This is a genomic window from Martinezella miluonensis (genome assembly GCF_900094545.1).
GTDB classification, from domain to species: Bacteria; Pseudomonadota; Alphaproteobacteria; order Rhizobiales; family Rhizobiaceae; genus Rhizobium; species Rhizobium miluonense.
This window is the reverse complement of the sequence record NZ_FMAH01000051.1, coordinates 12,815-36,680: the sequence shown is the minus strand read 5'-3', so window position 1 is coordinate 36,680 and position 23,866 is coordinate 12,815. Positions and strand designations below refer to the sequence as shown.

Below are 23,866 nucleotides of genomic sequence, written 5' to 3'. Positions count from 1 at the left end.
CCTTCACTTGGGACCCAAAAACATGACATCTTTGAAATTGACTGCAGCAACCACTGCGCTGGCAATCACTCTTAGCACGGGCATTGCTTCCGCGGCCCAATTTGGGGCGATTGCCTATTCGAGAGACACAGGCTCCTACGGCTCTTCTCATAATTATTCTTCGCGAGCTGGTGCTGAGGAGGAAGCGTTGTCGGGGTGTTCTTCCTATGCTGATGATTGCAGGGTGGTCGTCTATTTCCGCAACGCGTGCGGCGCACTCGCTGTCGGCAGTGAACGGGGCTACGGCTGGGGTTGGAGCGCAAGACGCAACCAAGCACGAAACATCGCGATCGCGAACTGTGAAGAAAATGATAGCGGCTGCCACGTCGTGAGCTGGACTTGCTCGAAATAGCGCTCGACGCACTTTTTAAATCGGGGCGTTTCTACGGTATGCTACTCGACGAAGACACGAGATGTGCTGTTATCTTCGTTACTGAATTCCGCGGAGACCCGATGTATGTCGGCTTGATCGAACATCCGCATCACATCTATCCTATCCATCTTGCGGCGCGGCTGCGCTGGCGATGTGTCGTCGTGCCGGAAGGAAAAACCCTGCAATCGCGCCGGCCAACGACAGCGTTGCGGCAAGCCCCATCGCGGCAGCAAATCCGCTCTCGAAATGCGCGGCCGAATCGACCGAACCGCTGGCCGAGAAGCTTGCCACCAGCGCGGCGATACCAAACATGCCGCCGAGGAAGCGGCCCATGTTGAACACGCCGGACGCCTTGCCCATTTCGGTCACCGCGACCGAGCTCAAGATGGCGTTCTGCGCCGCTGGCATCGCCATTGATACGCCAACGCCAGCCAACACCAGCGGCGCGACCAGAGCGGAGTAGGCAACCGCAGGACTCACGACATTCGCGATCCAGCCAAGCCCGATCGCCTGCATCAGCAATCCCGTCACCACGAGCGGCCGCTCGCCGAATTTGTTGACCACCGCGCCGGCGACCGGGGCGGTGACGAACAACGTCGCTGTCCAGGGCAGCAGGCGAAGTCCGGCGCCGAAGGCATCGAAGCCGAGCGTAGTCTGAAGGAACTGCGGCAGCAGGAACAATACGCCATACATCGCGGCGTAGAACAGGACGCTTGCGGACATGCCGGAGGCGAGGGCGCGTGATGCAAACAGCCGCATCGGCACCATCGGCGCGGCCGCGCGCAATTCCCAGAACACGAAGCAGGTTGCCAACGCCAGACCTGATATTAGCATGCCCATGACCTCGGCGCTCGCCCACCCCACAGCGTTGCCACGCAACAGGCTCCAGACCAGGGCTAGCGCTGCGAGGGCGACCAGCGACAGTCCGGGGAGGTCCATTGCGGCGGCCGGTCCGAAGCTTTCGCGCAAACGTGCCAGTACCAGCCCGATCGCTATCATGCCGATCGGGAGGTTAATCCAGAAGACCCAGCGCCAGCCGAGGTGTTCGGTGATGAAGCCGCCGATGGCAGGGCCTACGATGAGCGCGCATCCGGTGATGCCGCTGAAAATACCGAGCGCACGGGCGCGCTCCTTCGGCCCGAACGTGCTGCTCAGGATCGCCATCGCAAGTGGCATCACCAGCGCAGCGCCGGCGCCCTGCAGCGCGCGGGCGGCGATCAGCGCGGTGGCATTGCCGGCCAGGGCGCAGGCCGTCGATGCAAAGACGAACAGCGCGATCCCAGCTGCGAACATGCGGCGGCGCCCGAAGCGGTCGCCCAGGGCGGCACCGGTCAGCAGCAGCACAGCAAAGGTCAGGTTGAAGGCGTTAACGGTCCACTGCAGGGTCTGGACCGGGCTGCCGAATTCGGCGCGTATGGCCGCGAACGCTGTCGTAATGATCATGGCATCCAGCGCCATCATGAAGGATGCCAGCGCGGTGACGCCAAGCACCCACTTCTGCTCGGCACGATCGGTCGGGGTCTGCATCGCCCATTCTCCCTGTGTCGCGCCACCCTGTCGCAGCGCGTTCTGCGGGCTAGACGAGGAGGGAGGGGCAAAGGATGCACCCCAAAATAATTTTTTGCTGGCCGCATCCTTCGGCGGCCGGCAAACGTCCTAGGTTTCGACAACAGCAAGGAGCGCGCGATGAGAAGGACATTGATCAGATACAAGACCAAGCCGGAGTTGGCCGACAAGAACGCCGAGCTGGTTGCGGCGGTGTTTGCGGAATTAAAGGGGGCCGGGCCCGACAGCGTGCGCTATCTGACGCTGCGGCTGGAGGATGACACCTTTATCCATATCGTCGAAACCTCAGCCGGGGACGGCTCGAGCCCAATCCCGAAACTTAAGGCGTTTCAGGCATTCCAGGAGGGCATCCGCGACCGCTGCGCCGAACCGCCGCTGGTTCGTGATATGAGGGTTGTCGGTAACTACTGTATGCTGGACGAATCCTGAACGGGCGAGGGGGAGTAACAATGGCGCCAGACCCGCTGGCCATCATCGATATTAGGGCCTTGCTGGTGGGGATGCGACCGAAGCTGCATCGCTACTGCGCACGCATGGTCGGCTCTGTCGTCGACGGTGAGGACGTGCTGCAGGATGCGTTGATCAAGGCCATGGAAGCGCTGCAATCGGTCACGCCCGTCAACAATCCGGAGGGCTGGTTGTTCCGCATCGCCCACAACACCGCATTGGATTTCCTGCGCCGCCGCAACCGGCAGGAGGCGCTGCGTTCGGCTGAGGAGGTTGAGGTGATTGCCGACCGGCTCAATGACGTGGAAAGTCGCCAGATCGCTGCGACCAGCCTGCGCACATTCATGCGGCTGCCGGTGGCGCAGCGGTCCAGCGTGATCCTGATGGACGTGCTCGGCTGCTCGCTTGCCGAGATCTGCGACATCATGGATTTCAGCCTGCCGGCAGTGAAGGCCGCGCTGCATCGTGGGCGCACGCAGCTGCGCGAGTTCGCCGAGGAGCCGGACGACGCGCCGCAATCTGGCTTGTCGGAGGCCGATCGCACCAGGCTCAACGCCTATGTGGGCCAATTCAATGCCCGCAACTTCGACGCCATCCGCGCCATGATCGCGGACGACATCAGGCTCGATTTGGTCAACCGGAAGAAGTTGAACGGTAAGGCCGAGGTCTCGAAATACTTTGGCAATTACTCGAAGGTCAGTGACTGGCACCTGGTGACCGGGCAGGTGGAGGGACGTCCGGCGATCCTAGTGTTCGATCCGAATGAGCCGAATGGACGGCCGAAATACTTTATGCTTCTGAACTGGTCTGCCGATAAGCTCGCCGCGATCAGGGACTTTCGTTACGCGGAGTATGTTATCGATGGTGCAGATTGCGTGGCTGATAGAGGGTGAGTGAGCGGACTTAGCCGCCGATTATATTGGCACGCATTCCCAGATGGGTTCGTTTGGCGCTAGTTGCTGCTGATGAGACCCGTGGCGTTTTCAGCCCCGCCGCACAGCGCCTGACGATCGCGTACATCGATCGTCTCGGACTGAAACTCGTTGCATGAGGCCGATTTGGAAACGAGAATGTCAGTCAATCCCCATTGATCAGGACGAGCTTGCCGCAGACGTGGCCGGCTTCCATTTCTCGGTGAGCTTCGTTGGATCGGACTGCGAAGGAGTTCTGCCTCATATAACTGGATCAGCATTCACAACTGGGTTTGAGACCGCTGGGTGTTGATGCGTCTGGCGCCCAGCTTGTCCGGCACCCCCGCTTCGGAAAAGGCAGTCGAATGGCTGAACGCCAGCGCTGCGGACCACTACCTTGACCTCTTCCCGCCTGGGGACGCCGACGTCCAGATCGATGATTTTCAGAACGTCAGGCGGCCCGTAGGCATCAAATACGATCGCGCGGCTCATGGTGTTGCTCCTACTCGTGCAAAAGAACTACAGTGTGGTGGGAGCCATGCCTGTGGCGCCTGCGACTAGGATCATCTTGCAGAGGATCTCGTGTCTTAATCTAATGCTGGCAGCCATGGCTCTCTCACGACTGCGTAACCGCCGTCGTTGCGGCGCAGCCTGAGATAGCCGGGCGATCCGGTGTGAATGCCACCGATTAAGGGATCCTCCGTAGCAAGCATGTCGAAGGTCCGCTTGCGCGTTTGGGCCGACATACTCGCGTCAACGTCGAAGGCAATCGTGACGTCCGGTCGAGCGACCTCAATATCGAGAAAGTGCACGATGTCACCCCAAATAAAGAGCTTATCGCGCCCCGATTGGACGGCAAAGCCTGTATGTCCCAGTGTATGCCCTGGCAGCGCAATGGCCTCAACGCCGGCGGCCGCCTCCTTTCCGGAATCCAACATCCGCAGGCGATCATCGTAGGCGTCGAACACCTTGCGGGCCGCTAGAAAGAATGGGCGAAACCCTTCCGGGGTCGCATTTATAATTGCGTCGTCTGTCCAGAAAGCCAGCTCCGCCTCGCTCAGTGCCAGCTCAGCATTGGGAAAGACCGGTTCTCCGTTTTCCGTTGCGAGGCCGCCGAGATGGTCCGGGTGACCATGCGTGAGCAACACCAAATCAATGTCCGACTTGGCGACACCAACGGATGCCAGCGAGTTTTGAAGTTCTCCGCCCCAACCGTTCATGCCGCCGGCACCTCCATCAATCAATACCGTCTTTGTACTGCTTTGGATCAGATAGCTTTGAATCGTCGCCCGCGCGCGCTTCGGCACGGCGGCTGCTTCGAGGATTTGGTCGATTTCCTCTGGCGCGATATTGGAAAGCAAGTCAAACGATACGTCCAAATATCCGTCTGATAGTGTCGTAAGGACGAGATCGCCGATCTTTCGACGATAAGCGCCCAGCGTCTGATGAGTTGGCAGGTTTTTCATCCTTACCCTCCATAGTGGCGGGAAGAGCTGTCCAATCGGATGCGTGGTAGTCCGAGCTCATGCAAAACGCTCAGCCCCAGCGAAAGGATTCAATCCGGGAGGATATTTTTATCTGCATCCTTTGCTCTCTCGACTTTGAAACCGAGTGCTGCTGTTTGGCGAACGGTGGCCAGATTCAGTCGGCTCGCCCATCTGCTGTCGCTTTCGCGTGTTTTGAGGGGCCGCACCGCGGCGCTCGCCTGATTTCGCGCATCCTGGCTTGCCCTGGAAAACCGAGGCCGGTTGCCGCACCGATGATTGCGGGAACATCCGCCAGAGTGATCGCCGCGACCACCCGTCAGCTATCGCTTCCTTCGACATAAGATCGCTAGCATTTGCGAAAGCCGCCACGGCTATTTGCCTCATTCTGCCAGACAACGGACTTTCAGCAAACAGACCCAAATTGGTCGTTCCTGCCTGGCCAAGCTCTTGGCTCGCCTAACGAATTTGTCGCAGAGGGACTTTGCGATAAGAGGAGCGTCGATCCTAATCCCTTCAAGAGCAAACGGTCTACCCAAGATAGCTTTCAGTATCGGGCGGTCATCCACGGACAAGCGATTGACAAGAGCAACATGGGAACGACCAACGATTCCGAGGCTGTTGAGGTGTCTCGAGACCATGCCGATGTCCGGCCGCATGGGGAAATCCAACGGATGGGGCGATTAAGCTACCGTCGTTTCGATCAATGCTCGTGTAATTCTTAAAGTCCCATTGCCTTGCTGATTCGCACTGCTCAAGTGCTTGAGCCCCCTGGCTTCGCCGCCCCGCGTGGGGCGCCCCTATGGCGCTGAACTGGCCATCGGTTGCTTTTTGGACACAATGGTAAACAACCGAACTGTCACAGTTCATTATTTATCAACCTGGCATATTGCCTCCCGCCTTATGGTTGATATTTCTGCCTTGCTTGTAACATCCGAAGGAGATTCCGGAATGCGGAAATGGGCGGCGGTCTTACCCTTGGTTGTCCTCAGTGCCTGTGCGAGGCCGTCTGATGGACCAAGCGCCCTCAATATTCGCAATGCAACGATGCCCGTCACGCAGCGAAAGATTCCGGTCGTACCACTCTCCGAGGCGCCGATGGCCGCGCAGGTTGTTGCGCCACCCTATGAGCCCACCGATCAGGGGCTTGCAAGCCTCCGTTCGCGCGGCTTTTCGGATGCGCGCCTGCGTCCGGGCGACGTATTCGATGTGACGGTGCTCGATACCGGCGAGGACGGATTACCGTCTGCCACCCAGAGCAAGTCGCTCAATCTCGGCCGCTTCACGGTGGATTCTCGTGGTTTTGTCACCATGCCCTATGTCGGTAAGCAGCGCGTCATCGATTCCACTCCAGAAGGTTTGCAGTCGCAGATCGTCACTGCCCTCAAAGGCTCTTCCGTCAATCCTCAGGCTGTCGTGACGGTCGTCGATAAGCCCTCCAGCGCCGTAACGGTCGATGGTAAGGTCCGCTCCGCCGGTCGCTTCCCGCTGACGGCACGCAAGGAGCGCGTGCTTGACGTGCTTGCCCTTGCCGGCGGCGCATCCTCCGCGCCGGCAAACACGGCCGTGACGCTGACCCGCGGATCGCAAAGGGCGACGGCACCCCTGGATCGCATCCTGCAGGACGATAAGCAGAACGTGCGGCTCGTGCCCGGCGATCAGTTGTTCGTCAAAGGCGCGTCACAGAGCTTCACTGCACTTGGCGCCTTCAAGAGCGTTGGCGAGTTCCCGCTGGAGCCGGGCCAGACCACCTTGGCGCAGGCGCTCGCCCGCGCTGGCGGCCTGCTTGATGATCGAGCCGATTCCCGCAATTTCTATCTATTTCGGAATCAGAAGGTCTATTCGCAGGCTGCATCGACAGTGGCCAAGGGCGCCAGCGGGTCGGCCGTCGTTTCGGTCAAGCCCGTCATTTACAGCGTCAACCTGAAGGAAGTCTCGAATTTCGTGCTGATGCAGCAGTTCAAGATGCAGGATGGCGACACGATTTACGCCAGCAATGCCGACATGGTCGATGCCGCCAAGCTGTTGACTGTCTATCAGAAGAGTGTGCCGACGGCCGCTGCGCCTCTTCCAGGCAGCTCGGCTTCGAACTGACGAGGTTTCAACTAGACCTCACCGATCAAAGCAAGGGCTGCCATTGCGTTCGGCGGCCTCATGGAAGGGGTGAGGTCCGACAGATGCCGGGCGACCGCCTTTAGTGCGATGATCGATTCATCAGTCTCGTTGCAATGTTCAAGAAGCAGGTTCATCAGACGGCCGGCCGAGTAGAGATCGGCACTGAACTGCATGGGGGTATCGGCTGAAACCTCGGGTGCAGTGAAGTTCGGCGTCGCGGCCTTGGCAATATCGAGATCGCTGTATCGCGTTCCGCATTCTACTGCCGTGCCGAAGTCCGCTATCCTCAGCTGATTGAAGTCGCCGTCGCCAAGCAAAATATTAGCCGGAGAAATATCGCCATGAACATGGCCGGCCTGGTGGATTGCGCTCAACCCGATGAGCATGGATCTTGTCGCCGCTCGGACATCGGCGGATGAAAGAGAACCTTCAGCCAATCGTTGCGACAAAGATGGCCCGACCCATTCCATGACGATCGCCAGACGGCCGTCGGGCAAGCGGATGACGGATTGGGTAGAAGCAAGATTGCGGTCGCGTAACACCATTCCGATGTGTGCTTCGCGCAGCAGCAAGGCTTTGGCGGTCGCCTCGTTCGCCCGATCCACCCTGATCGTTTTCATGGCATGGAGCGTGCCGAGATCGCGATGGCGCAATCGGCTGATTTCCGTCCGGTCGTTGCGATGCATGACCGCCTCGACGAGAAACGTATTTCCGATGAAGGTCGGTTCGATCTCTGCCAGCGAAGAGAGGCGCCGGTCCAGCGTATCGCGCAATCGATCGATCAGGAGATCGCGGATATGCTTCGACCGCTCTATCTCGCCATCATGCGTTAAAAGATGCAGTAGTTCCGCAAAGCTTCTTGCAATCTTCCTCATATCCTCAGCGCTTGGATCTCCCATCATGTCGCGCCGATGACGATGGAGCTGACATTTTCGCGACAGTTGGCGATGAGCGCTTCCTGGATCAGCGCCTCCGCAGCTTGTTCCAGCGGCGTCTCGATCAGGATCTCGGCAATGATGCGATCGGTAAGCGTGCGAGAAAGGGGCGCGCTGGCAAGCAGGAGGCGGTCGCCATGGTGAAGCGGATCTCCAACCGTTTCCGTGACGAGTTGATCCGATAGCCCAAGGCCGCGGCCGAGTGTTCGGCGAAGTCCGATGTTGACATGGTCATGGGTCAGCAGCCGCATCGTCCCGTCGCGCAGCAGATAGCATCGAGCATCGCCTACCCATGTGACTGCAAATCTCCCATCAAGCAGCGCGGCGGTCACGACGCTGGCCACGGGAAGCTCCCTCTCGACGTTGGCGCCTTTGGCGCGCAGGATCGCATGAGCATGGCTGAGCTTGCTCCTGATATCCTGCACCAAAGTTTGCAGTGCTTCACGTTGAGGAATACCGGCGAGTATTCCGGTTGTGATCCGAGCTGCTTCGATGGCGCCGATGCCATCGCCGACACCATCGGCGATTGCAAAAATCTGCGGTCTATCGCTGACAAGGAGTGCATCGGCATTCAATGAAAGGCGCGTTCCAGCGTGGCTGGCATGGCTGTCCGCTATAGCGAGCTTTGGCCGGATTGTTGCCGTCGTCTGCTGTGTTTGCATCGGAACAGCGACAGCAGATCGTGCCAGCGGTGCGTCAGTTGCAGGTAATTGGGGAGCTTCTGTCGTGACGAGCTTGACGAAATCCCGTGCAGTGGGGCTCGCCATGGTGCGAAACCCTTTGCCGTGTCGGGTGCCGGGATTGATGCGCCACCAGAGCGAGGCTGGCGTTTGGGCATCGCCCGTGGTCGCCGGTTGCGTCGTTGTTGATTTCTGGTCGATGAATGGCGGGCGAAGTCGCTTGATGCTCTCTGCGAAACGCTGCATCTCGAAATCGGCTTTGCTCGAGGTCTCGGCCAATGCTTCGGCGGCGATAAACCAGCTGTCGTCCTCGCAAAGATCGCGCAAGGGACCGGAGAAGCGCTGCAATTGCGCGGCGATAATCAAGGGGAAGCTTCGGCCGACGCGATCACGGCTGGGCAGGAGAACGCCTGCAATAGCGAATGGTGCCCAGACGCCCTTGCCCACGACGAAGCGCCAGGCTGCCATGGCGTGAAACAGCCCGCGCCAATCCGATCCCAATGCCGCTTCGAGCGCGATCAGGCCGCTGCGAATCCATTGATCGAGCTCGCCTTGCAGACGCAGGCTAAGCGTAGAGGAAACGAAATCGCCATGTGTTGGCAATTTTCCGAAGAAGCCGATTGTGTCGGCCTGCATCGGCGATTGGGTGCGGGCGAGCGGTTCATTCATCGGCGGACCGTCAGAACTGCGCCGGGCAGCTGAAATCGGACAATGCCGGTAGCCGGAAGGGATTGAGCACCGAACCGAACTGCACGTCGAATTCCGCAGTCTGACCCTTGTCTTCAAATCTGGCACGGAAGAGATCGGGGGCTTGAACGGTTACCTTGGCAGCATCGAATAGGCGGAAAGGCGACCAGTCCCCGGTCTGTGTGATGGCCGGCTGCAAATCTCCGGGAAAAAATCTGACTTTGGACTGGTTCTCCGCACCGGCCGCCGGCCAGGCAATGGATTTTGGAACTATTTGGCCATGATTATAAAGGACGTGCTCGCCGACGATATCTACGATCACGGCATTGGCAGACGCCGACAGGGAGACAGGCTTGATATTGATCGATATCGCCGGTTTCTCGCTGCCGGCCGGGAAGAAGGCGTGTTCGATCTTGCTCGCATTCTCGAATTGCGCAATCGCTTGGCTCGGGATGCTGTCGCCGCCGAAGGTGCCGCGCCAACCCCACGGCTGGGCGCTTGTATCGACAAATACTTCCAACCGGTTTTTGAAGAACGTCTGGAGCAGGCCTTGCGGCCCGAACAGCCGGACGAAATCCGCCATGGCGATATCCTGACCGGACGCCCTATCGAAGGGGTAGCGGCCGGTGACGATACGCGCGCAAAGATCCGCGCCTTCACTTGCCCAAAGATCGTTTATACGCACGCGCGCGGCCTTGACCGCCAACGAGCCGATATCGGCGGCAACGGCGACCATCCACGCATCCACGGGCGAGGGCAGCCCGCGAGCCTGCTGCAAGAGGTCTTGATTGGCGTTTGTAAGCTGGCCGCCGGCGTCGAAGACACGCGCGACTTCCACAGTCGAATTTGCGGCGCGTGACAGCTGGCTATAAATATTCTGCAGGATCGGTTGCAGGCTCTGGATCTGGGAGCGGGGCTTACCGCTGCCGTTGTCAGCCTTTCCGTCCTGAGATACCGATTGCGCATTGGCGGCATTCGCCTCGAGTGCGGCCCGCAATGGACCATAGGGATCCGGCGGATTTGCAGCACTTGCCGTGGCGGCTCTCAACGCGGCGTCCGGAACGTCAACGGAGGCAATTTCCGTACCCGCCTTCGGCCGCAGGTCCGTTGCGGCCGCTATGGATTTCAGCACCATCTCAATTGGGTTCGGGTTTGCCGCCAGGATGCGCGCCGTTTCGGTCGCATCCGCAAGGTTGCTCGACGGGCGTATTTGCAGATCGGCAAGGAGCGAAGACCAATGCTGTTGGAAAGCATCGGAATAGAGCTGCAGCGCCGCCTGCGAAATCGCGTCAGTGGTCATTCCCGAGGGAGGTGCGTCGCCGCCACCGCGAACCCATTGCTCCTTGAGCGCTTCCGAAGCGGCAGCAGCGACTGTCGACAATACCACGTCGCGGTAGCCCTTGCCCGTGAAGATCCCGGGAATGCCATCGCGTAGCGTCGCCTTCGATTTCCGCTGGAAGATCTGGGCGCCAAGCGGCCCCAACGCATCGGCGGGAAGCCAGGTGTCAAGCTGACGGGCCTGCCGGGAATGAATCACGATATCATAGGCGCGGGCTGCGAGACTTTGCGTATGGATCGCCTCCCGAGCCTTGGCGATCAGGCTGGTGTCGAGCTCGATCGCTGGCAAGCTACCACCAGCCATCGCTTCGACATGGGCGAGAAGTGCCTTGCGCGCGGCAGACCGGCCTTCGCCGGGATAAAGTGTTGCAAACATATCTTCCGATTGCTGCGAGACGAAATCCTTGTCGACCGGCCCCAGCCCACCAAGCATACCGTAGAGTTTCAGGGCATCGAAGGTCTTCTGGACATCCGATGTCTGTTTGAGTTCATTTTGAAGCTCCACCAGCATGCGTGGAAGTAGAAGAGAGTTCAAGGCGCGTTGATAGGCTCCGCGCTGGCGGCTGGCGATCTTGTCTTCCTGGTCGAGGCCGAAACTCGTCGGCCAGACGCGCACCTCGTCGAAGCCGCCGGTGACCGCACGCAGATTGTCGAGCGCCGGCAAGATACGCAGGAAATCCGCATCCGTGACGTCGCGTACCTGAATGCCATTCGCAAGCTTCTCATAATTGTCGATACGCCGTTCGGCTGCAGCGATCGCGCGCGAGTTCTGAAAATAGCTCGCCGTCCAGCCGGTGAAGACGATTGCAAGCGCGACGGCCGCCGCTCCGTAGGCAATGCGTCGGATCATGGCCTGCCGGCCCGACAGCCGCCTGTCGCGCGCGACCAGCGACGCCTCGCCGAAAATGACTTCCTTGAACAGTCGCGACAGGAAATAGCTGCGGCGCGTGCGCGGTGTATCCGTCTCCCGGCTCTGTGTGCCGGAAGCGAAATAGACGCCGCGGACAAGCGGGGATTCGACGAGATTGGAAGACGCGCAGAGCTCACTCAGCAATTCCTGCAGACGCTCGCCCAAGGAGGCAAGCTCTGCGGGGAAGCGGAAGATGCGGCCACGGACCTCGACATTCGGCTCCTGTTGCAGGCGCTCGATCAGCATGGCATCGACCCTCTGCTGCAACAGTGCGAATTCTTCCATGAAACGCTCGGGCAGGTTCTGGCCCTTATAGCTCTCGTCGAGATCGAAGGTCGTGCCCCAGACTTGCTCGCGATCGGTCTTGGCAAGCCCGTCAAAAAACTCGACGAAACCGGTCAAAAGATCGGCCTTCGTCAGCACGACATAGACGGGCACGCGCGCATGCAGGAACTCGTCGAGCTCCGACAGGCGCTTGCGAATGGAGCGGACCTCCTCGAGCTGCACTTCATGATCACGGCTGAGAAGGTCGCCGATCGAGAGCGTGACGAGGGCGCCATTGATCGGCTGCGAGCGACGGTATTTGCGCAACAGCCCGAGAAAGCCTTCCCATCCGGCCTTCGACGCCCCGTTCAAATCATCCTGTGTGGTATAGCGGCCGGCTGTATCGATCAGGATCGCCTCGTCGGCAAACCACCAATTGCAGTTGCGCGTGCCGCCGGCGCCTTGGACGGAATTGCTGCCCATCGCATCACCAAGCGGAAACTTCAGCCCCGAATTGGTCAGTGCCGTCGTCTTACCCGACCCCGGCGCTCCGAAGATGACATACCAGGGCAGCTCATAGATGTAGCCGAAACGCTTCTTGCTGATGCGGCGCAGAAGCAGCAGCGCTTCTCTCAGGCGGCTATGGATTTCGCCCACTTCCGCCTGCTGGCTGGCGGCATCGTCGGCAATACCTTCTACGAGCGCCTTGTCGCGCCTGCGGGAGCGTAGCGTTGTGATCAGCAGGTAGATCAGCCAGCCCGCAATGACCACGCCGATCGCGATTATCCGAGCGGCAGCACTCATTAGCGGCTTGAAGCTGCCATAGCCGGCCATCGAGCCGTAGAACCAGATGACGACGCAGATCGCCGCAACCCAGATCAGCGATATGAAGCGTTGTCCGAGAAGACCGGCATAGACCGAGACGTAGGAGCGAAGCGTGTAAAACGCGCCGAGCGGATTCATCTGGCTCCTCCCGTCGTCGTGGCAGACGCCGGCGGCCTATTGCCTGTCTGCGTTTGAGGTGTTGCTTGCGGGTTAAGGGCCGCCTCGCCGAGGCGCTGCGTCGGGTCGGTCAGCACCAGGATTTCAGTCCTGCGATTTGCCTCGCGGCCCTCCTGCGTGTCGTTGCTTGCCAGCGGGTCGCTATCGGCACGTCCTTCCGTCAGGATCGCCTCTTTGCCCGTGTAGGCCGCAAGGATATCGCCGACGGCGCGAGCACGTGCCTCGGAAAGATGCCAGTTCGATGGGAACTGTGCGGTGCGGATCGGTACATTGTCGGTGTAGCCGACGACAACGGCGCGGAATTTTTCCGAGGCGAGCGCACCGCCGATGCGTTGGAGGAGATCGCGGAATTTATCGCTGACTTCCGCGCTGCCTGTATCGAACAGGCCGGAATTGTTGATGCGGACCAACAACCTTCCATTGGAGTCCGAAAGTGTCACCAGCTTTCGATCGACTTCCGGCTGTAGGAAGGCGAGCAGGTTGTCGAGCGGCGTCGGCTGCGGCCTGACGACCGGCGGCGGTATGTCCGGTTGCTTCATCACCGGTGGCGTCTGTGCAGCGACCTCCTTCGGCTTCTCGATCAGGACGCTCGGCGTATCGCGTGGCGGCAGGTTGGCCAGGCGCTCGAAGGTCGCGTCCGAGGCGAGGTTCAGCGAAAGCGTGAAGAACATGTAGCCGAGCGCAAAGAGAAGCGCGAGCACGGAAAGGATCGTCCAAAGCGCAACGGCCGTGCGCAACGGCTTGTGGCGCGCGGAAACCCCGCGCCAATCCGGCGACAGCTCGCGCTCGAAGACGCCGTACTGACCGAGCAGTGTTTTATAAAGGCTATCACGGATGCGCCCGAGTTCCAGCGATCCGCGCGGCGAAACACGCGTGCGACCCTCGAAGGCGAGCGACAGGCAGAGATAGATCAGGAGCAGCAGATCTTTGTTGGCGCCGGGGCTCTGCTGGAAATGATCAAGGAGATCGAAGACGCGGTCGCCGCCGGTGACATCCATGTGAAAGGTCGAGACCAGGCCGGATCGCGCCCAGCCGGCGCGCACGCCCCAGCGTTTGCTCAAAACCACATCATCGATGGTTGCGCAGATGACATAATGTGCCGCGCGCGCCCGCTCGGGGCTGATACGGGCGCTCGCAAGGTCGCGTTCGTAGCGTCCAACTGCGTCGATCGTCACCCGCCGCAACTCGGCAATATCGGGCTGTTCTTCGGTGTTGCGTAGGCCATGGGCGAGATTGAGCAATGGTGCTGCCGAGCGCACGACGGTCGGAACATCCTCGCCGCCGAAGCGAAAGCCGCGGATAAGCGAATCGACGGACCAGCCGCCGCCTGCATCGCCGGCCTTGCCGCTCGGCTGCCGGTCCAGCTCTTCGTCCAGCAAATCGGCCATCTTGCGGGCGGCGTCGTTCTTGCGCGCGCCGTCCTCCGTCAGCTCGATGATCGTCGGTAGCTCGTGCCAGGGTGTTGAGCGTGTTGTGTTCATTCTCTCAGAGCCCACAGTTCCATCTCCAGGCCGGGGAAGTCGCCTGCGAGATGCAGGGCGATCGCGCCGGAGGTATCAAGCTGTTTCCAAAGAGGATTTTTCGTGTCGAGTTCGAAGTAGATCGTGCCTGACCGGTACGGCAGCTGCCGCGGCAGGACGGGGAGAGGCCTGACGGGAATGCCCGGCAGCGCGACATTGACGAGCTCGGCGATCCGCTCCACGGGGCCGATCTTGATCTGAGCGGGCAGCTTGCGCCGCACGTCCTCCGCCGACATTTCCGCGCGCACGGCCAACACAAAACCGGCGTCCTTGAGCAAGGAGCGGTCGTTGATTGTGCCGACGCGAACATCGTGGCGCCGCTCGATGAGCTCGATTGCAACGGCAGCCTGCTCGAGAACTGCCGACAGAGATGCACGAAGATCATTAAAGACAGCCGCAAACGTCGCCTTCAGATCATCGTGGCGATAGGGTGGGAAATCGCTGGCGCGTTTGCGGTCGGTCGTGAAAGTGGCCAGCTCTCCGGCTAGCTGGATGCATTCCTCATAGAAGGTCATCGGATGCATCCGCGATGCATTTGCCGCGATATGGCGCAGCATCGGGTCGGCGCGATTGAGGATGTGCAACAGAAAATAGTCGCCTACTTCTGCGGTGCCGCGCACCGTGGGGTCGCCGATCCGTTCGGCAATCGCCTCGGCGCGATGGCGCACGATGCCGAGCAATTCGGTGATGAGCTCGTTCAGACGCGCTTCGGCGGCGCAATTTAACGACGGAGCGATGTAGTCCGGATCGAGGATGACCGAACGATCGGAGCGAACCTCAATGACACGCGCAAGGCCGATCAGATCATATCCGGCGAGTTCGTCGCCGGTCTTCAGATAACGCAGGCTCAGGCGGCCAACGTCGATCGGCGCCATGAAGTCGGTCTCCATATTCGCATCCGGTGCCTCATATTGCGAGGCGGTGATGCGAACGCTGTTGCGCATGGCGCTGCCGTTCATGGCGACGTCGGCTCTCCCGGGCTGACGCGTCGGCAGAGCCAGATAGACGACGGCGTTCTTCGTGGAATCGTCAAGCTCAAGAGGAGGAGGCAGATCCGCATCGATTGGCGCTTCGAACGGCGTGCCGTCGGGCAGAATACCGCGCAGGTTCGACAGCGCAAACTGGCCGATCGCGAGCGCGCCGCGATCGATGCCGATTTCGGCAATACCCCAGGGGTAGGGCGCAAGCCCCCGGGCGGTCGTGCGGACCAGCCGCTCGGTCCAGCGGTCAGCCTGCTGGAAATGCTGCACGCGAAGGAACATGCCCTCGCTCCAAGCCACGCGATTTTCGTTCTTCATCGGGTGCTGCCCGTCCTCTCCGCCAAACTGGTGATATCCTGCCCGTCGCGGTCATCGGCCGCCGCGCGGAAGGCCTCGGCCAACAGATCGCGGACCGGAATGCTTTTGCCGCTCTTTTCGAACCGTGCGCGGTAGGCCTTCCAGTAATCGCCATTGCCGCGCCAGATGCCCTTGCGCTGGGAGGCATCGACGTGAGCCTCGACCATGCGGGGCTCGAACATCCGGCCGGCCTCGCGAACAAGGTTTTCGAGGCCGGCGTTGAGCGCGGACTGCCTTGCGACGAGCAATCGAAGACGGTCGGCAAGCTGCTCCGTCCGTTCGCGGCTGAACAGCGAAGCGGAGGAATGAGCACGGCTGTCCTCAATTCCGAAAATGGATGCTTCGTCGTCGAGTGTCTGCTCCAGTGTCGAGACGAGCGCTTCCAGTTGGCGCAGCGGATCGAATTGCAGCGCGAAACTCGTATCCTCCGCGCTTTCACCCGCATCATCTGCGGCTCGCGCATCATTGGCCGGGATGATCGTTTTGGTAGTCTCGACCGCCTCCGGGCCGGAACTGCGGGCAACGGCGACGGAGACATGCGTTGCCGCGCCATGTTCCAGCTGGGTGCCCAGCTCGAAACCCGAGTTCCAGTCGTCCGGAAGCACAGGCTTGATGCCGTTGATGTCAGGCGGACCATTCCAGCCGATATCGACGTTCCTGCTCGGCGACTTTTCCATTTTTGGCGATTGTGGAAATGCTGCGATCCAGTCGTCGCCGCTCCGCTGGCCGAGCACGCCCGTTGCCGAGCCGCCGCCGGGCACGATGTCGGCAAGGATCGAGGAGATCGTCATAGTCTCGTCGCTGAGGCGCAGATCGGCGGCCGGATCATCGATATCACGGTCGGCTTCTCCGGTAATGACGACGTTGAACGCGAGATCGCCGAATACGATCTTGGATTTGTCCGCAAGCCTTGCTGTCTCGCCTTCCAGAACGGTTGCACCGTCCACACGGGTGCCGTTGGCACTCTGGTCGCGCAGGAGAAAGCCGGCGCGATCGCGCTCTATCACGCAATGAATCTTCGAGATCAACCGCTGCTGATCGGACACCTGCCAGTCGCAATCCGGCGATCGGCCGAGGGTGCGCTTGCCGCGCTCGAAAAACCATCCCTTGCTGGAACCTTCTCCAGACGTTTGCCGCAGTTCAAGCCGCATGAAGGCCTCCCTGGTCGGATTGCCTTTGGGCATTGCGTGGCTCGATGATGATGGCATCGCCGCTGTCGCGATCAGCTGAAGCGACGCGTGCCCAGCTGTTCCATCCGAGCCGCGGCGGATCACCGCCCTCGCCAAGTCGGCAGAAGGGGATGTGTTCTTTCTTCAGAACCACTTGGATGTCGAAATCGAGCGACGGATCGACATAAAGGCGCGTCAGCGCAAACAGCGCATCGATATTAGCGCTGCCCGGCGCGAGAGAGCGGTAGTCCTCATAATCGACAGGTCCGATCACGACGCGGAAACTGCCGCCAAAATCATGGATTGCCGCACCCGCCGTTGAATTGATGCCAAGTTGTACGCCTTGCTGCTGCCCCATGCGGCTGCGCTCGCCTTCGGGAATGGAGAGCCATCTGCCTTTGAACGATTCGATCGCAACGGGTAGGCCGCTGAATTCCCGCAGCATGGCCCGGAGATTGACCGCATTGCGGGTCCGGGCCGCAAAGAATCCGGAAAATCTGAGGATCAACTCGTCGTCAGCGCGAACCTGCTCCTTCAGCCGGGCCGTACCGAAGCCTGTCAGCGAGAACAGCGTCTTGATGAATGCATTGTCGTTTCTGTCCGCGCTCCATCGCAGCCGCCGAGCAAGACGATATTTGTCACAAGCATCGACGAAAAGCTCGGCAAGGCGGCTCGTGAACAGATCGAAAAAGCTTGAAAGGCCATGAGCCCGATTGCGCTCCTCGCGCATGACAAGCTCATTGTAGCTCGGTGGCATCGCGCCCAACGGGCCAAGAAGGCCTGCCATGCTTGCCTGGACCGATCCTGTCGCCCCCTTCTTCTTGAAGCCGCTGACGGCAAGCGGCGCCGGTGAAACGCCGATGGGGGACGATACGGTCAAATGATCGCCAGCTGCGTGCTGTGCAACGCGAAATGCCGTCGATGGCTCGAAGCGGCCGGGATCGCTTTCGAGCAGTGCGGCAAGCATTTCACTATCACTTGGTCGGAACTGGTCCATCGTCGTTGCGTACCCCTTCGTCACAATAACGGCCGCTCGGCGGCGCGGGCCGGCCAGACGGCGATTGGCTTTGATTGCCCCTTCATCGAGATGGAGAGGCGGGTGAAGCTGTTGATCGAGGTGTAAAGCCCAAAAAACCGATCGAGAACGCTGCCGAAAAGATGGGCCGACGGCCTGTCGATCGCTGCGGGATCGAACACCAGGCGGATATCCGTGCCGGTCACCATCCCGCCGCTGGCAAGCCTGGTCATCGAGCTTTTGGCTTCGACCCGCACCAGAGCGTCGGCCAGTTGCCTGGTTTCACGGCTGTCTCTGAACGCGTAAAGCGCCAGGATATCTTTGAGCGCGGCACCATCGTTGTCGAAAATGGAGAGGTGATTGAGCTGAAGATGCGACATGAGCCGCCAATTCCGACCTTGCTGCTCGTTCATGCGCACGGATGGCGTAGGGGCCATCAAGGCTTCGACCGAGGCGACCGCTTCACTGCCGGAGGCGAGCTGCAGATAGGGGTGGCCGCCGCCAAAGGGCAGTTGCTCGGGCAATTCGCGATTGAGGCATAGGGCATCGACGCTGGCGATTTTGTCGACGGGGCCGCTTGCCCGACATGCGCGATCGACGAAGGTGATTTCCATATCCGAGGTGTGGTCGTCGGCATCGAAACGGCGAGCGCACTGCCAGAACAGTGACGAGGCTCCGCCCTTCAAGCTGCGGCCGAAAAAGGGCTGGCACTGTTCCTCGTCTCCGCTGCGCCCGGATATCAACACCTTCTCGATCGCATAGATCTCGCGCGTTTTCTGCCGCCTCGCGTCCGGCAGTACGCGATATTCGGTGCGCGTACCGTCGAGCGCGATTGGTTCGCAGTTCTGGCGAAACAGGTTGACGATCGGGGTGGCATTCAAGACGAAATCGCGGGCCGAAATGGCGCGTTCCAACTTGGCGCTGGTCTCGTCGAGATAGATGAAGATTTCCAGCGTCTCGCCACGCCAGGCCTTTAGGCCGAGAATATCTATGAAGAGGAATTTCTGCGGCAGGGCGAAGAATTCCGTCAGTAGACGATAGCCGGCGAAGCTTGAGCTGGGGTAGGGCAGGATCGCTTCGTCCGGCTCGAAACCGACCGGATGCAATGCCTTTTTTGACAGCATGACGGGCGCACGATCGTCTGCATGGTAAGCAAGCACTATGCCAAGCGTGTGATTGACCAGAAGCTCGTGAATGGCGACCGCCTGCTGCCAGGACGAGCCGATGTGAAGCCGCAGCCGATCAAGGCCGATCTCGCCGAGCGGCTTGTTGGTGTCGCGCGCCCGGACTGATAGGCGCAGACAACCGGCCGCACCCGCATGAGGGGACGGCGGCGCACTGATCGGATGGCCGGTCAACGAAGCCGAGACGATCTCAATCGGCGCGACCTGCGTGTCCTGCGTGGTGCGGAAGCGGCAGCTCTCGCCGCCGATCGGCTCTGCAAAGATTTCCGTATGACGCGGCAGAGTCTGTACGGACGCCAGAGTGTTGCTCGGCGCAAAGCGCACGATGCTCATCGAGGGCAGCGGCGCCAGATAATGCGGATAGAGCGTTTCAAGCAGGCCATCCGTCAGTTCCGGAAACTCGTCGTCAAGCTTCTGGCGGACGCGGGCGGCCGAATAGGCAAAGCTCTGGATCAGGCGCTCTACATGCGGATCATCGGCAACCTCGCCGGTTACGCGCAAACGACCGGCAATTTTCGGGAAGGCATCGGCGAAACGGGCGGCCCGCCGGCGGATGGCGGCCAACTCTTCGTTATACCGCTGCAGAAAGCCGTCAGCCATTGTTGGCCTCCACTAGGAAGCGCTGGGTCGTCGGATCGATCGTCGATTCAAAGCTGATCGGCGGCATGCCCTCATGCACGCGGAAGGTCGCGTGAATGCGCAGCCGCAAGGCCCGTTCGCCGTTGCCGCGGCTCTTGAGAATGCTCACCTGCACGTCGGAAAGCCGCGTTTCAAACAGAGCAATGCGCCTCTCGATCAGACGAGCGAGCCGACTCTTGGCTTCATCGGTGAGGAGATTTGCCGACACCATGCCGTCGACGCCAAAGCACACCAGCGCATCGCCGAGTTCGTCATAGATCGAAGGCGGCGCAGTCGGGCGGCGGCGTGTATTGAGCAGGGCCTCAAGGTCGCGTCGAATGCATTCGCGCAGTTCGCGCAGCTGTTCTGCCGATGTCAGCGGCGGATCCTGCAGACGATCGGGATTTTCGTCGATCAACCGATCGATGATCGACCTGGCGACGATCCTTTCCCGCGGCCTATAGCGCTCCAGTGGATCAACCATGAGCGGCAGGCCTCATGTGATCGGAGCTCTCAGTCATTTCCAGCGATTTCAGATCGTGGAAGGAAACGAGATCGTCACCGGCGAGGAAGCACTTCTGGCCACGGCCAGTGGTAATTCCGGTCGATTCGTCGACCCATTCCGTCTCGCGGCCGAGCAGCAGTTTTGCGCCCGTCGTGCCGTGATAGATCGCAGGCAGGAGCACCGGCGCGCTCGCGCCATCCACGAGTTCCAGCTCGGCCCTGCGGAAGGCAAGATCGCGCGGACGCGCAATCGGCTCGACGCGAAGCGCGGCAACTCTGGAAAAATCAACCCAGAGATATGCTCCGCCCGTCATGATGACCTCGATCGCATGCGGAATGCGGTCGTCGAGATCGCGAAGGTCCGAAACGAGCTGGCCATTCCAGTTCATCGGCCGTTCGCCTCGAACCTCCTCCAGGGATTGCAGCGCCGCGGCCGTATCCGAGGAATGGTCGCGACACGCGACCGCCACCTTCATCGCCGCCTGATCCAGGGTTGTCGGGCCGTTCGGAAAGTCCGGCGCGGCAGCCCCGTCGAACCAGGCAGACCGTGCCGCCATTGCCCGCAGCTGGTTGCGCAGCATCGCGAAGCCCATCACGTCTTCCGGTGCGAATGTCGTGGCGAGATTGCACTGCGTGTCGGCTCTTGCATAGTCGCCGGCAAGGATCAAAAGATCGATCAGGATATGCCGGCCATCCTTGTCCGTGGGGGCCGCTTTGACATGCGCCTTCGCCTGCTCGATTGCATCGTCGAGCGCGTTTTCGCTGAGAGCTTCGGCGATTTTGGCGGAGAGCGTCATGCAGACATCCTTTGCGGGCTGTTTGCGGAGCGGGAGAACGCATAGGTCGCATTCGCCGTCTCCGCGATCAGATGAAAACTTGTCGACACGTCGTCGAGCTGAAAATGCGGCTGGAGCCGCACGGTGCAGGCGAACATGCCAGGCTTGCCGGGAATCTCGTTGACGCTGATACCTGCCGAACGCAACGGGTAGCGCGTGCGCAGCGAAAGGTCGGCGTCGTCATTGCCGAGCGTGTAGCTCGACAACCAGTCATTCAGTCTGCGCTCGATCGAGATTGTATCGGCAAGCTTGCCGATCTCGTCGCGCATGATGACCTTGAGGTAGTGCGAGAAGCGCGAGGCGCAGAGCACATACTGCAGCATGGCGGCAATGCGGGCATTCTGCCGTGCATGTTCGCTCGAATAATGCGCCGGTGCATGCAGCGACTGGTTGGAGTTGAAGATTGCCGAAGAGGAGAGGTAGGTGGTCGCTACCGGTATGATGCCGAGCTCGCAGAGCTGCTGTTCCTGCCCGTTGGTCAATCGGATCTCGACGGGAGCCTGTTGCGACAGGCCATTGCTTTCGATGCCTAGATCGTAGGGGGCGAGCTCGTCCGTGCTCAGCACGCCGCCATCGATGGTGTCCTGTGTTACACCGCGGATATCCGCGAACCAGCCGGATTCGATGAAATTGCGAATGACGATCATCGCGAAGGCGAAGGCACCATTGCCCCAAAGCAAGGTGCTGCCGTCGGCTGCGACACTTTCGCGGAACGGGAACTGATCGTCACGCTCACGCGAAAACGCCTCATAGGGCGCGCGCATCAAAATCCTCGGCGCGACCAATCCGAGGAAACGAGAGTCCTCGCGCGACCGGAGCCCGTTCCAGCGAATGCGCGTGGGATCATAGGAAAGCCAGGAAAAATCCTGGACGCGATTGAGCTCGCTGAAATCCTGCAGGCCGATTGCCTGTGGCGCCGCGGCGGCCACGAACGGGCAAAAGGCGGCAGCGGCTGCCATGCCGATCTGGGTCAATGCCCCCACAGTATCGCCGCCGGCTGGATCCTGGGGCGATAGCTCATAGTCGCCGATCAGCAGACCGAAGGGCTCTCCACCGGGCATGCCGAATTCGCGGCTATAAATCAGCTCGAAGAGATGGCTCTGGTCGAATTCCGTCGTCCGCTCAAGATGGCGCGTCAGCTGGGGCCAGCTGACGCTGAGGATCTTGACCTTCACCTCTTCCGATCGGCCTGTATGGCGCATGAGCATGGCAAGCCCGCGCCACCGCGCCTCCATCGCCTGGAATTCGCAATGGTGCAAAATCGCATTGACCTGCCGGTTAAGCGCATCGTCGATCATGGCGATCAAGCGATGCACCTGATGTGGCCAGGCAGCTCTCGGTTCCATCGTTGTCGCGGTCATGGTGCTGACAGAAGGCGCGCGGCGAGATGATCGCCGCGCCGCCTCTCCTAGTTCTTGGTCGGGATACGGGCGACCATTCTGAGCGAAGTGGTCAGCTCTTCCATCTGCAACCAGGGTCGCATCCATGCAACCGCATTGTAAGAGCCGGGCTTGCCTGGAACCTCCTGGACCGTCACCTTCGCATCGCGCAGCGGATATTTGGCACGCGATTCCTCGCCGGCATTGTCGTTGGCGTTGACGTAGTTGGCGATCCAGCGGTTGAGCCAGTTTTCGCAATCCTGCGCTTCCATGAAGGAACCGATCTTGTCGCGGCCCATGACCTTCAGGTAGTGCGCGAAGCGCGAGGTGGCCATCATGTAGGGCAGGCGTGCGGATACGGCCGCATTGGCGGTTGCCTCCGGCTTGTCATAGACCTTCGGCTTATGGGTCGTCTGGGCGCCGAAGAACACGGCATAATCGGTGTTCTTGTAATGGCAGAGCGGTAGGAAACCGAGCTTGCCGAGCTCGGCGTCACGACGGTCGGTGATGCCGACTTCGGTCGGGCACTTGAGGTCAAGGTCGCCATCGTCGCTCGAGAAGATGTGCATCGGCAGATTTTCCACCTTGCCGCCGTTTTCGGCGCCGCGGATCGCCGTGCACCAACCGTTCTGGGCAAAAGCGTCCGTTAGCCGCGTTCCCATCACATAGGCCGCGTTCATCCAGCAGTAGGAGTTATGATCGAGCTCGCCGGTCTTCGAATGTTCGGTTTCGTCGAAAGCGAAGTCGTCGATCGGATTGGTCTTCGGGCCATATGGCATGCGGGCAAGGACGCGCGGCAAGGCTAGCGTGACGAAGCGCGAATCTTCACTGTCGCGCAGGCTGCGCCATTTTGCATATTCGACCGTTTCGAAGATCTTTTCGAGATCGCGCGGACGAGCAAGCTCGCGGTAGTCGTCAAAGCCGAACATGCGCGGGCTGGCGGCCGAAATGAACGGCGCAAAGGCTGCCGCTGCGATCGACGAAATCCCCTGCAGCGTCTGCACATCTTCGAAAGAGTTGTCGAACTCGTAGTCGCCAATCAGGGCGCCCATGGGCTCACCGCCGGGCGTGCCGAACTCGTCTTCATAGATCGACTTGAAGAGCCGCGACTGGTCGAATTCCACGGCCTTCGCCAGATCCTTGGAGACATCGCGCTTCGATGCGTTCAGTACGCGGATCTTCAGATTGACGCTGGTCTCACTGTTCTTGACCAGGTAGTGCAGGCCGCGCCAGGTTCCCTCGAGCCTAGCGAATTCCGCGGACTGCATGATCGCGGCAAGCTGACGGGAGATTTTCCGATCAAGCTCGGCAATTGCCTTGTTGAGCGTGATCGTCAGGTTGCGATCATAAGTGACGGTGCCCTTGAGCGCTTGGTCGGTCAGCGTCCTTAGCAGGTCCTGGGCACGGTCTGGTTCGGTTTGGCGGGTTGCAGCCACGATCTGCGATAGCAGATTTTCCTCAGGCGCAAATTCGGCCTCTTTGGTCTTCAGTTGGCTTTCAGCGCTCATTTTTCGATCCTCGCGGAAAATTGCAGGCGATAGTGGTGAAGCTTG

General features: G+C 60.5%; 18 protein-coding genes. 4 read left to right on the top strand and 14 right to left on the bottom strand.

The window, feature by feature from the left end; all coding sequences use genetic code 11:
• Window positions 1–22 precede the first annotated feature (22 nt).
• Entirely contained in the window at window positions 23–391 is a 369-nt protein-coding gene (locus GA0061102_RS34110; protein ID WP_092855364.1) for a DUF4189 domain-containing protein, read from the top strand.
• Window positions 392–532: 141 nt separating this feature from the next.
• On the opposite strand, the gene GA0061102_RS28110 is transcribed toward GA0061102_RS34110, so the two are convergent.
• Window positions 533–1,939: a DHA2 family efflux MFS transporter permease subunit gene (locus GA0061102_RS28110; RefSeq protein ID WP_092855362.1), complete on the bottom strand. Its 1,407-nt coding sequence runs from the start codon at window positions 1,937–1,939 to the stop codon at window positions 533–535.
• Window positions 1,940–2,098: 159 nt separating this feature from the next.
• On the opposite strand from GA0061102_RS28110, the gene GA0061102_RS28105 reads away from it, so the two are divergent.
• The gene (locus GA0061102_RS28105; RefSeq protein WP_092855360.1) at window positions 2,099–2,407 is read left to right on the top strand and encodes a hypothetical protein; all 309 of its coding nucleotides are present in this window, start codon (window positions 2,099–2,101) and stop codon (window positions 2,405–2,407) included.
• 20 nt (window positions 2,408–2,427) lie between these two features.
• Window positions 2,428–3,318, top strand: coding sequence for an RNA polymerase sigma factor (locus GA0061102_RS28100; protein ID WP_092855358.1), 891 nt, complete (start codon window positions 2,428–2,430; stop codon window positions 3,316–3,318).
• 605 nt (window positions 3,319–3,923) lie between these two features.
• On the opposite strand, the gene GA0061102_RS28090 is transcribed toward GA0061102_RS28100, so the two are convergent.
• Window positions 3,924–4,802 carry an MBL fold metallo-hydrolase gene (locus tag GA0061102_RS28090; protein ID WP_092855354.1) on the bottom strand — a complete coding sequence of 293 codons (879 nt, stop codon included), beginning with the start codon at window positions 4,800–4,802 and terminating at the stop codon, window positions 3,924–3,926.
• A 969-nt stretch (window positions 4,803–5,771) separates the two neighbouring features.
• On the opposite strand from GA0061102_RS28090, the gene GA0061102_RS28080 reads away from it, so the two are divergent.
• The gene (locus tag GA0061102_RS28080; protein ID WP_092855350.1) at window positions 5,772–6,914 is read left to right on the top strand and encodes a polysaccharide biosynthesis/export family protein; all 1,143 of its coding nucleotides are present in this window, start codon (window positions 5,772–5,774) and stop codon (window positions 6,912–6,914) included.
• Window positions 6,915–6,925: 11 nt separating this feature from the next.
• Here the strand turns inward: GA0061102_RS28080 and GA0061102_RS28075 are convergent, their stop codons facing one another.
• From GA0061102_RS28075 to tssC (GA0061102_RS28020), 12 genes are read right to left on the bottom strand one after another with little or no spacing between them, the layout of a single operon-like run.
• The gene (locus GA0061102_RS28075; RefSeq protein WP_159432221.1) at window positions 6,926–7,810 is read right to left on the bottom strand and encodes a protein kinase domain-containing protein; all 885 of its coding nucleotides are present in this window, start codon (window positions 7,808–7,810) and stop codon (window positions 6,926–6,928) included.
• Window positions 7,811–7,833: 23 nt separating this feature from the next.
• Window positions 7,834–9,219: a type VI secretion system-associated protein TagF gene (gene tagF / locus GA0061102_RS28070; protein WP_092855346.1), complete on the bottom strand. Its 1,386-nt coding sequence runs from the start codon at window positions 9,217–9,219 to the stop codon at window positions 7,834–7,836.
• A 10-nt stretch (window positions 9,220–9,229) separates the two neighbouring features.
• The gene (tssM, locus tag GA0061102_RS28065; protein WP_092855344.1) at window positions 9,230–12,712 is read right to left on the bottom strand and encodes a type VI secretion system membrane subunit TssM; all 3,483 of its coding nucleotides are present in this window, start codon (window positions 12,710–12,712) and stop codon (window positions 9,230–9,232) included.
• Window positions 12,709–14,232, bottom strand: coding sequence for a type VI secretion system protein TssL, long form (gene tssL / locus GA0061102_RS28060; RefSeq protein WP_092855342.1), 1,524 nt, complete (start codon window positions 14,230–14,232; stop codon window positions 12,709–12,711). Before tssL ends, tssM begins: the two co-directional genes overlap by 4 nt.
• Window positions 14,229–15,569, bottom strand: coding sequence for a type VI secretion system baseplate subunit TssK (gene tssK / locus GA0061102_RS28055; RefSeq protein WP_092855340.1), 1,341 nt, complete (start codon window positions 15,567–15,569; stop codon window positions 14,229–14,231). The genes tssL and tssK overlap by 4 nt, the downstream gene beginning before the upstream one ends.
• Window positions 15,566–16,759 carry an FHA domain-containing protein gene (locus GA0061102_RS28050; protein WP_159432220.1) on the bottom strand — a complete coding sequence of 398 codons (1,194 nt, stop codon included), beginning with the start codon at window positions 16,757–16,759 and terminating at the stop codon, window positions 15,566–15,568. The genes tssK and GA0061102_RS28050 overlap by 4 nt, the downstream gene beginning before the upstream one ends.
• The gene (gene tssG, locus GA0061102_RS28045; protein WP_092855336.1) at window positions 16,749–17,774 is read right to left on the bottom strand and encodes a type VI secretion system baseplate subunit TssG; all 1,026 of its coding nucleotides are present in this window, start codon (window positions 17,772–17,774) and stop codon (window positions 16,749–16,751) included. Before tssG ends, GA0061102_RS28050 begins: the two co-directional genes overlap by 11 nt.
• Window positions 17,775–17,794: 20 nt before the next feature.
• Window positions 17,795–19,576, bottom strand: coding sequence for a type VI secretion system baseplate subunit TssF (gene tssF, locus GA0061102_RS28040; RefSeq protein ID WP_092855334.1), 1,782 nt, complete (start codon window positions 19,574–19,576; stop codon window positions 17,795–17,797).
• Complete coding sequence (gene tssE, locus GA0061102_RS28035) at window positions 19,569–20,078, bottom strand: type VI secretion system baseplate subunit TssE (RefSeq protein ID WP_092855332.1); 510 nt, start codon at window positions 20,076–20,078, stop codon at window positions 19,569–19,571. The genes tssF and tssE overlap by 8 nt, the downstream gene beginning before the upstream one ends.
• Window positions 20,071–20,895 (bottom strand): type VI secretion system accessory protein TagJ, encoded by an 825-nt coding sequence (locus tag GA0061102_RS28030; RefSeq protein WP_092855330.1) that lies wholly within the window; start codon window positions 20,893–20,895, stop codon window positions 20,071–20,073. The genes tssE and GA0061102_RS28030 overlap by 8 nt, the downstream gene beginning before the upstream one ends.
• A complete protein-coding gene (gene tssC / locus GA0061102_RS28025) occupies window positions 20,892–22,295 on the bottom strand; it encodes a type VI secretion system contractile sheath large subunit (protein WP_092855328.1) in 1,404 nt (467 codons plus the stop codon). The genes GA0061102_RS28030 and tssC (GA0061102_RS28025) overlap by 4 nt, the downstream gene beginning before the upstream one ends.
• 47 nt (window positions 22,296–22,342) lie before the next feature.
• Window positions 22,343–23,821: a type VI secretion system contractile sheath large subunit gene (gene tssC / locus GA0061102_RS28020; RefSeq protein WP_092855325.1), complete on the bottom strand. Its 1,479-nt coding sequence runs from the start codon at window positions 23,819–23,821 to the stop codon at window positions 22,343–22,345.
• Window positions 23,822–23,866 lie beyond the last annotated feature (45 nt).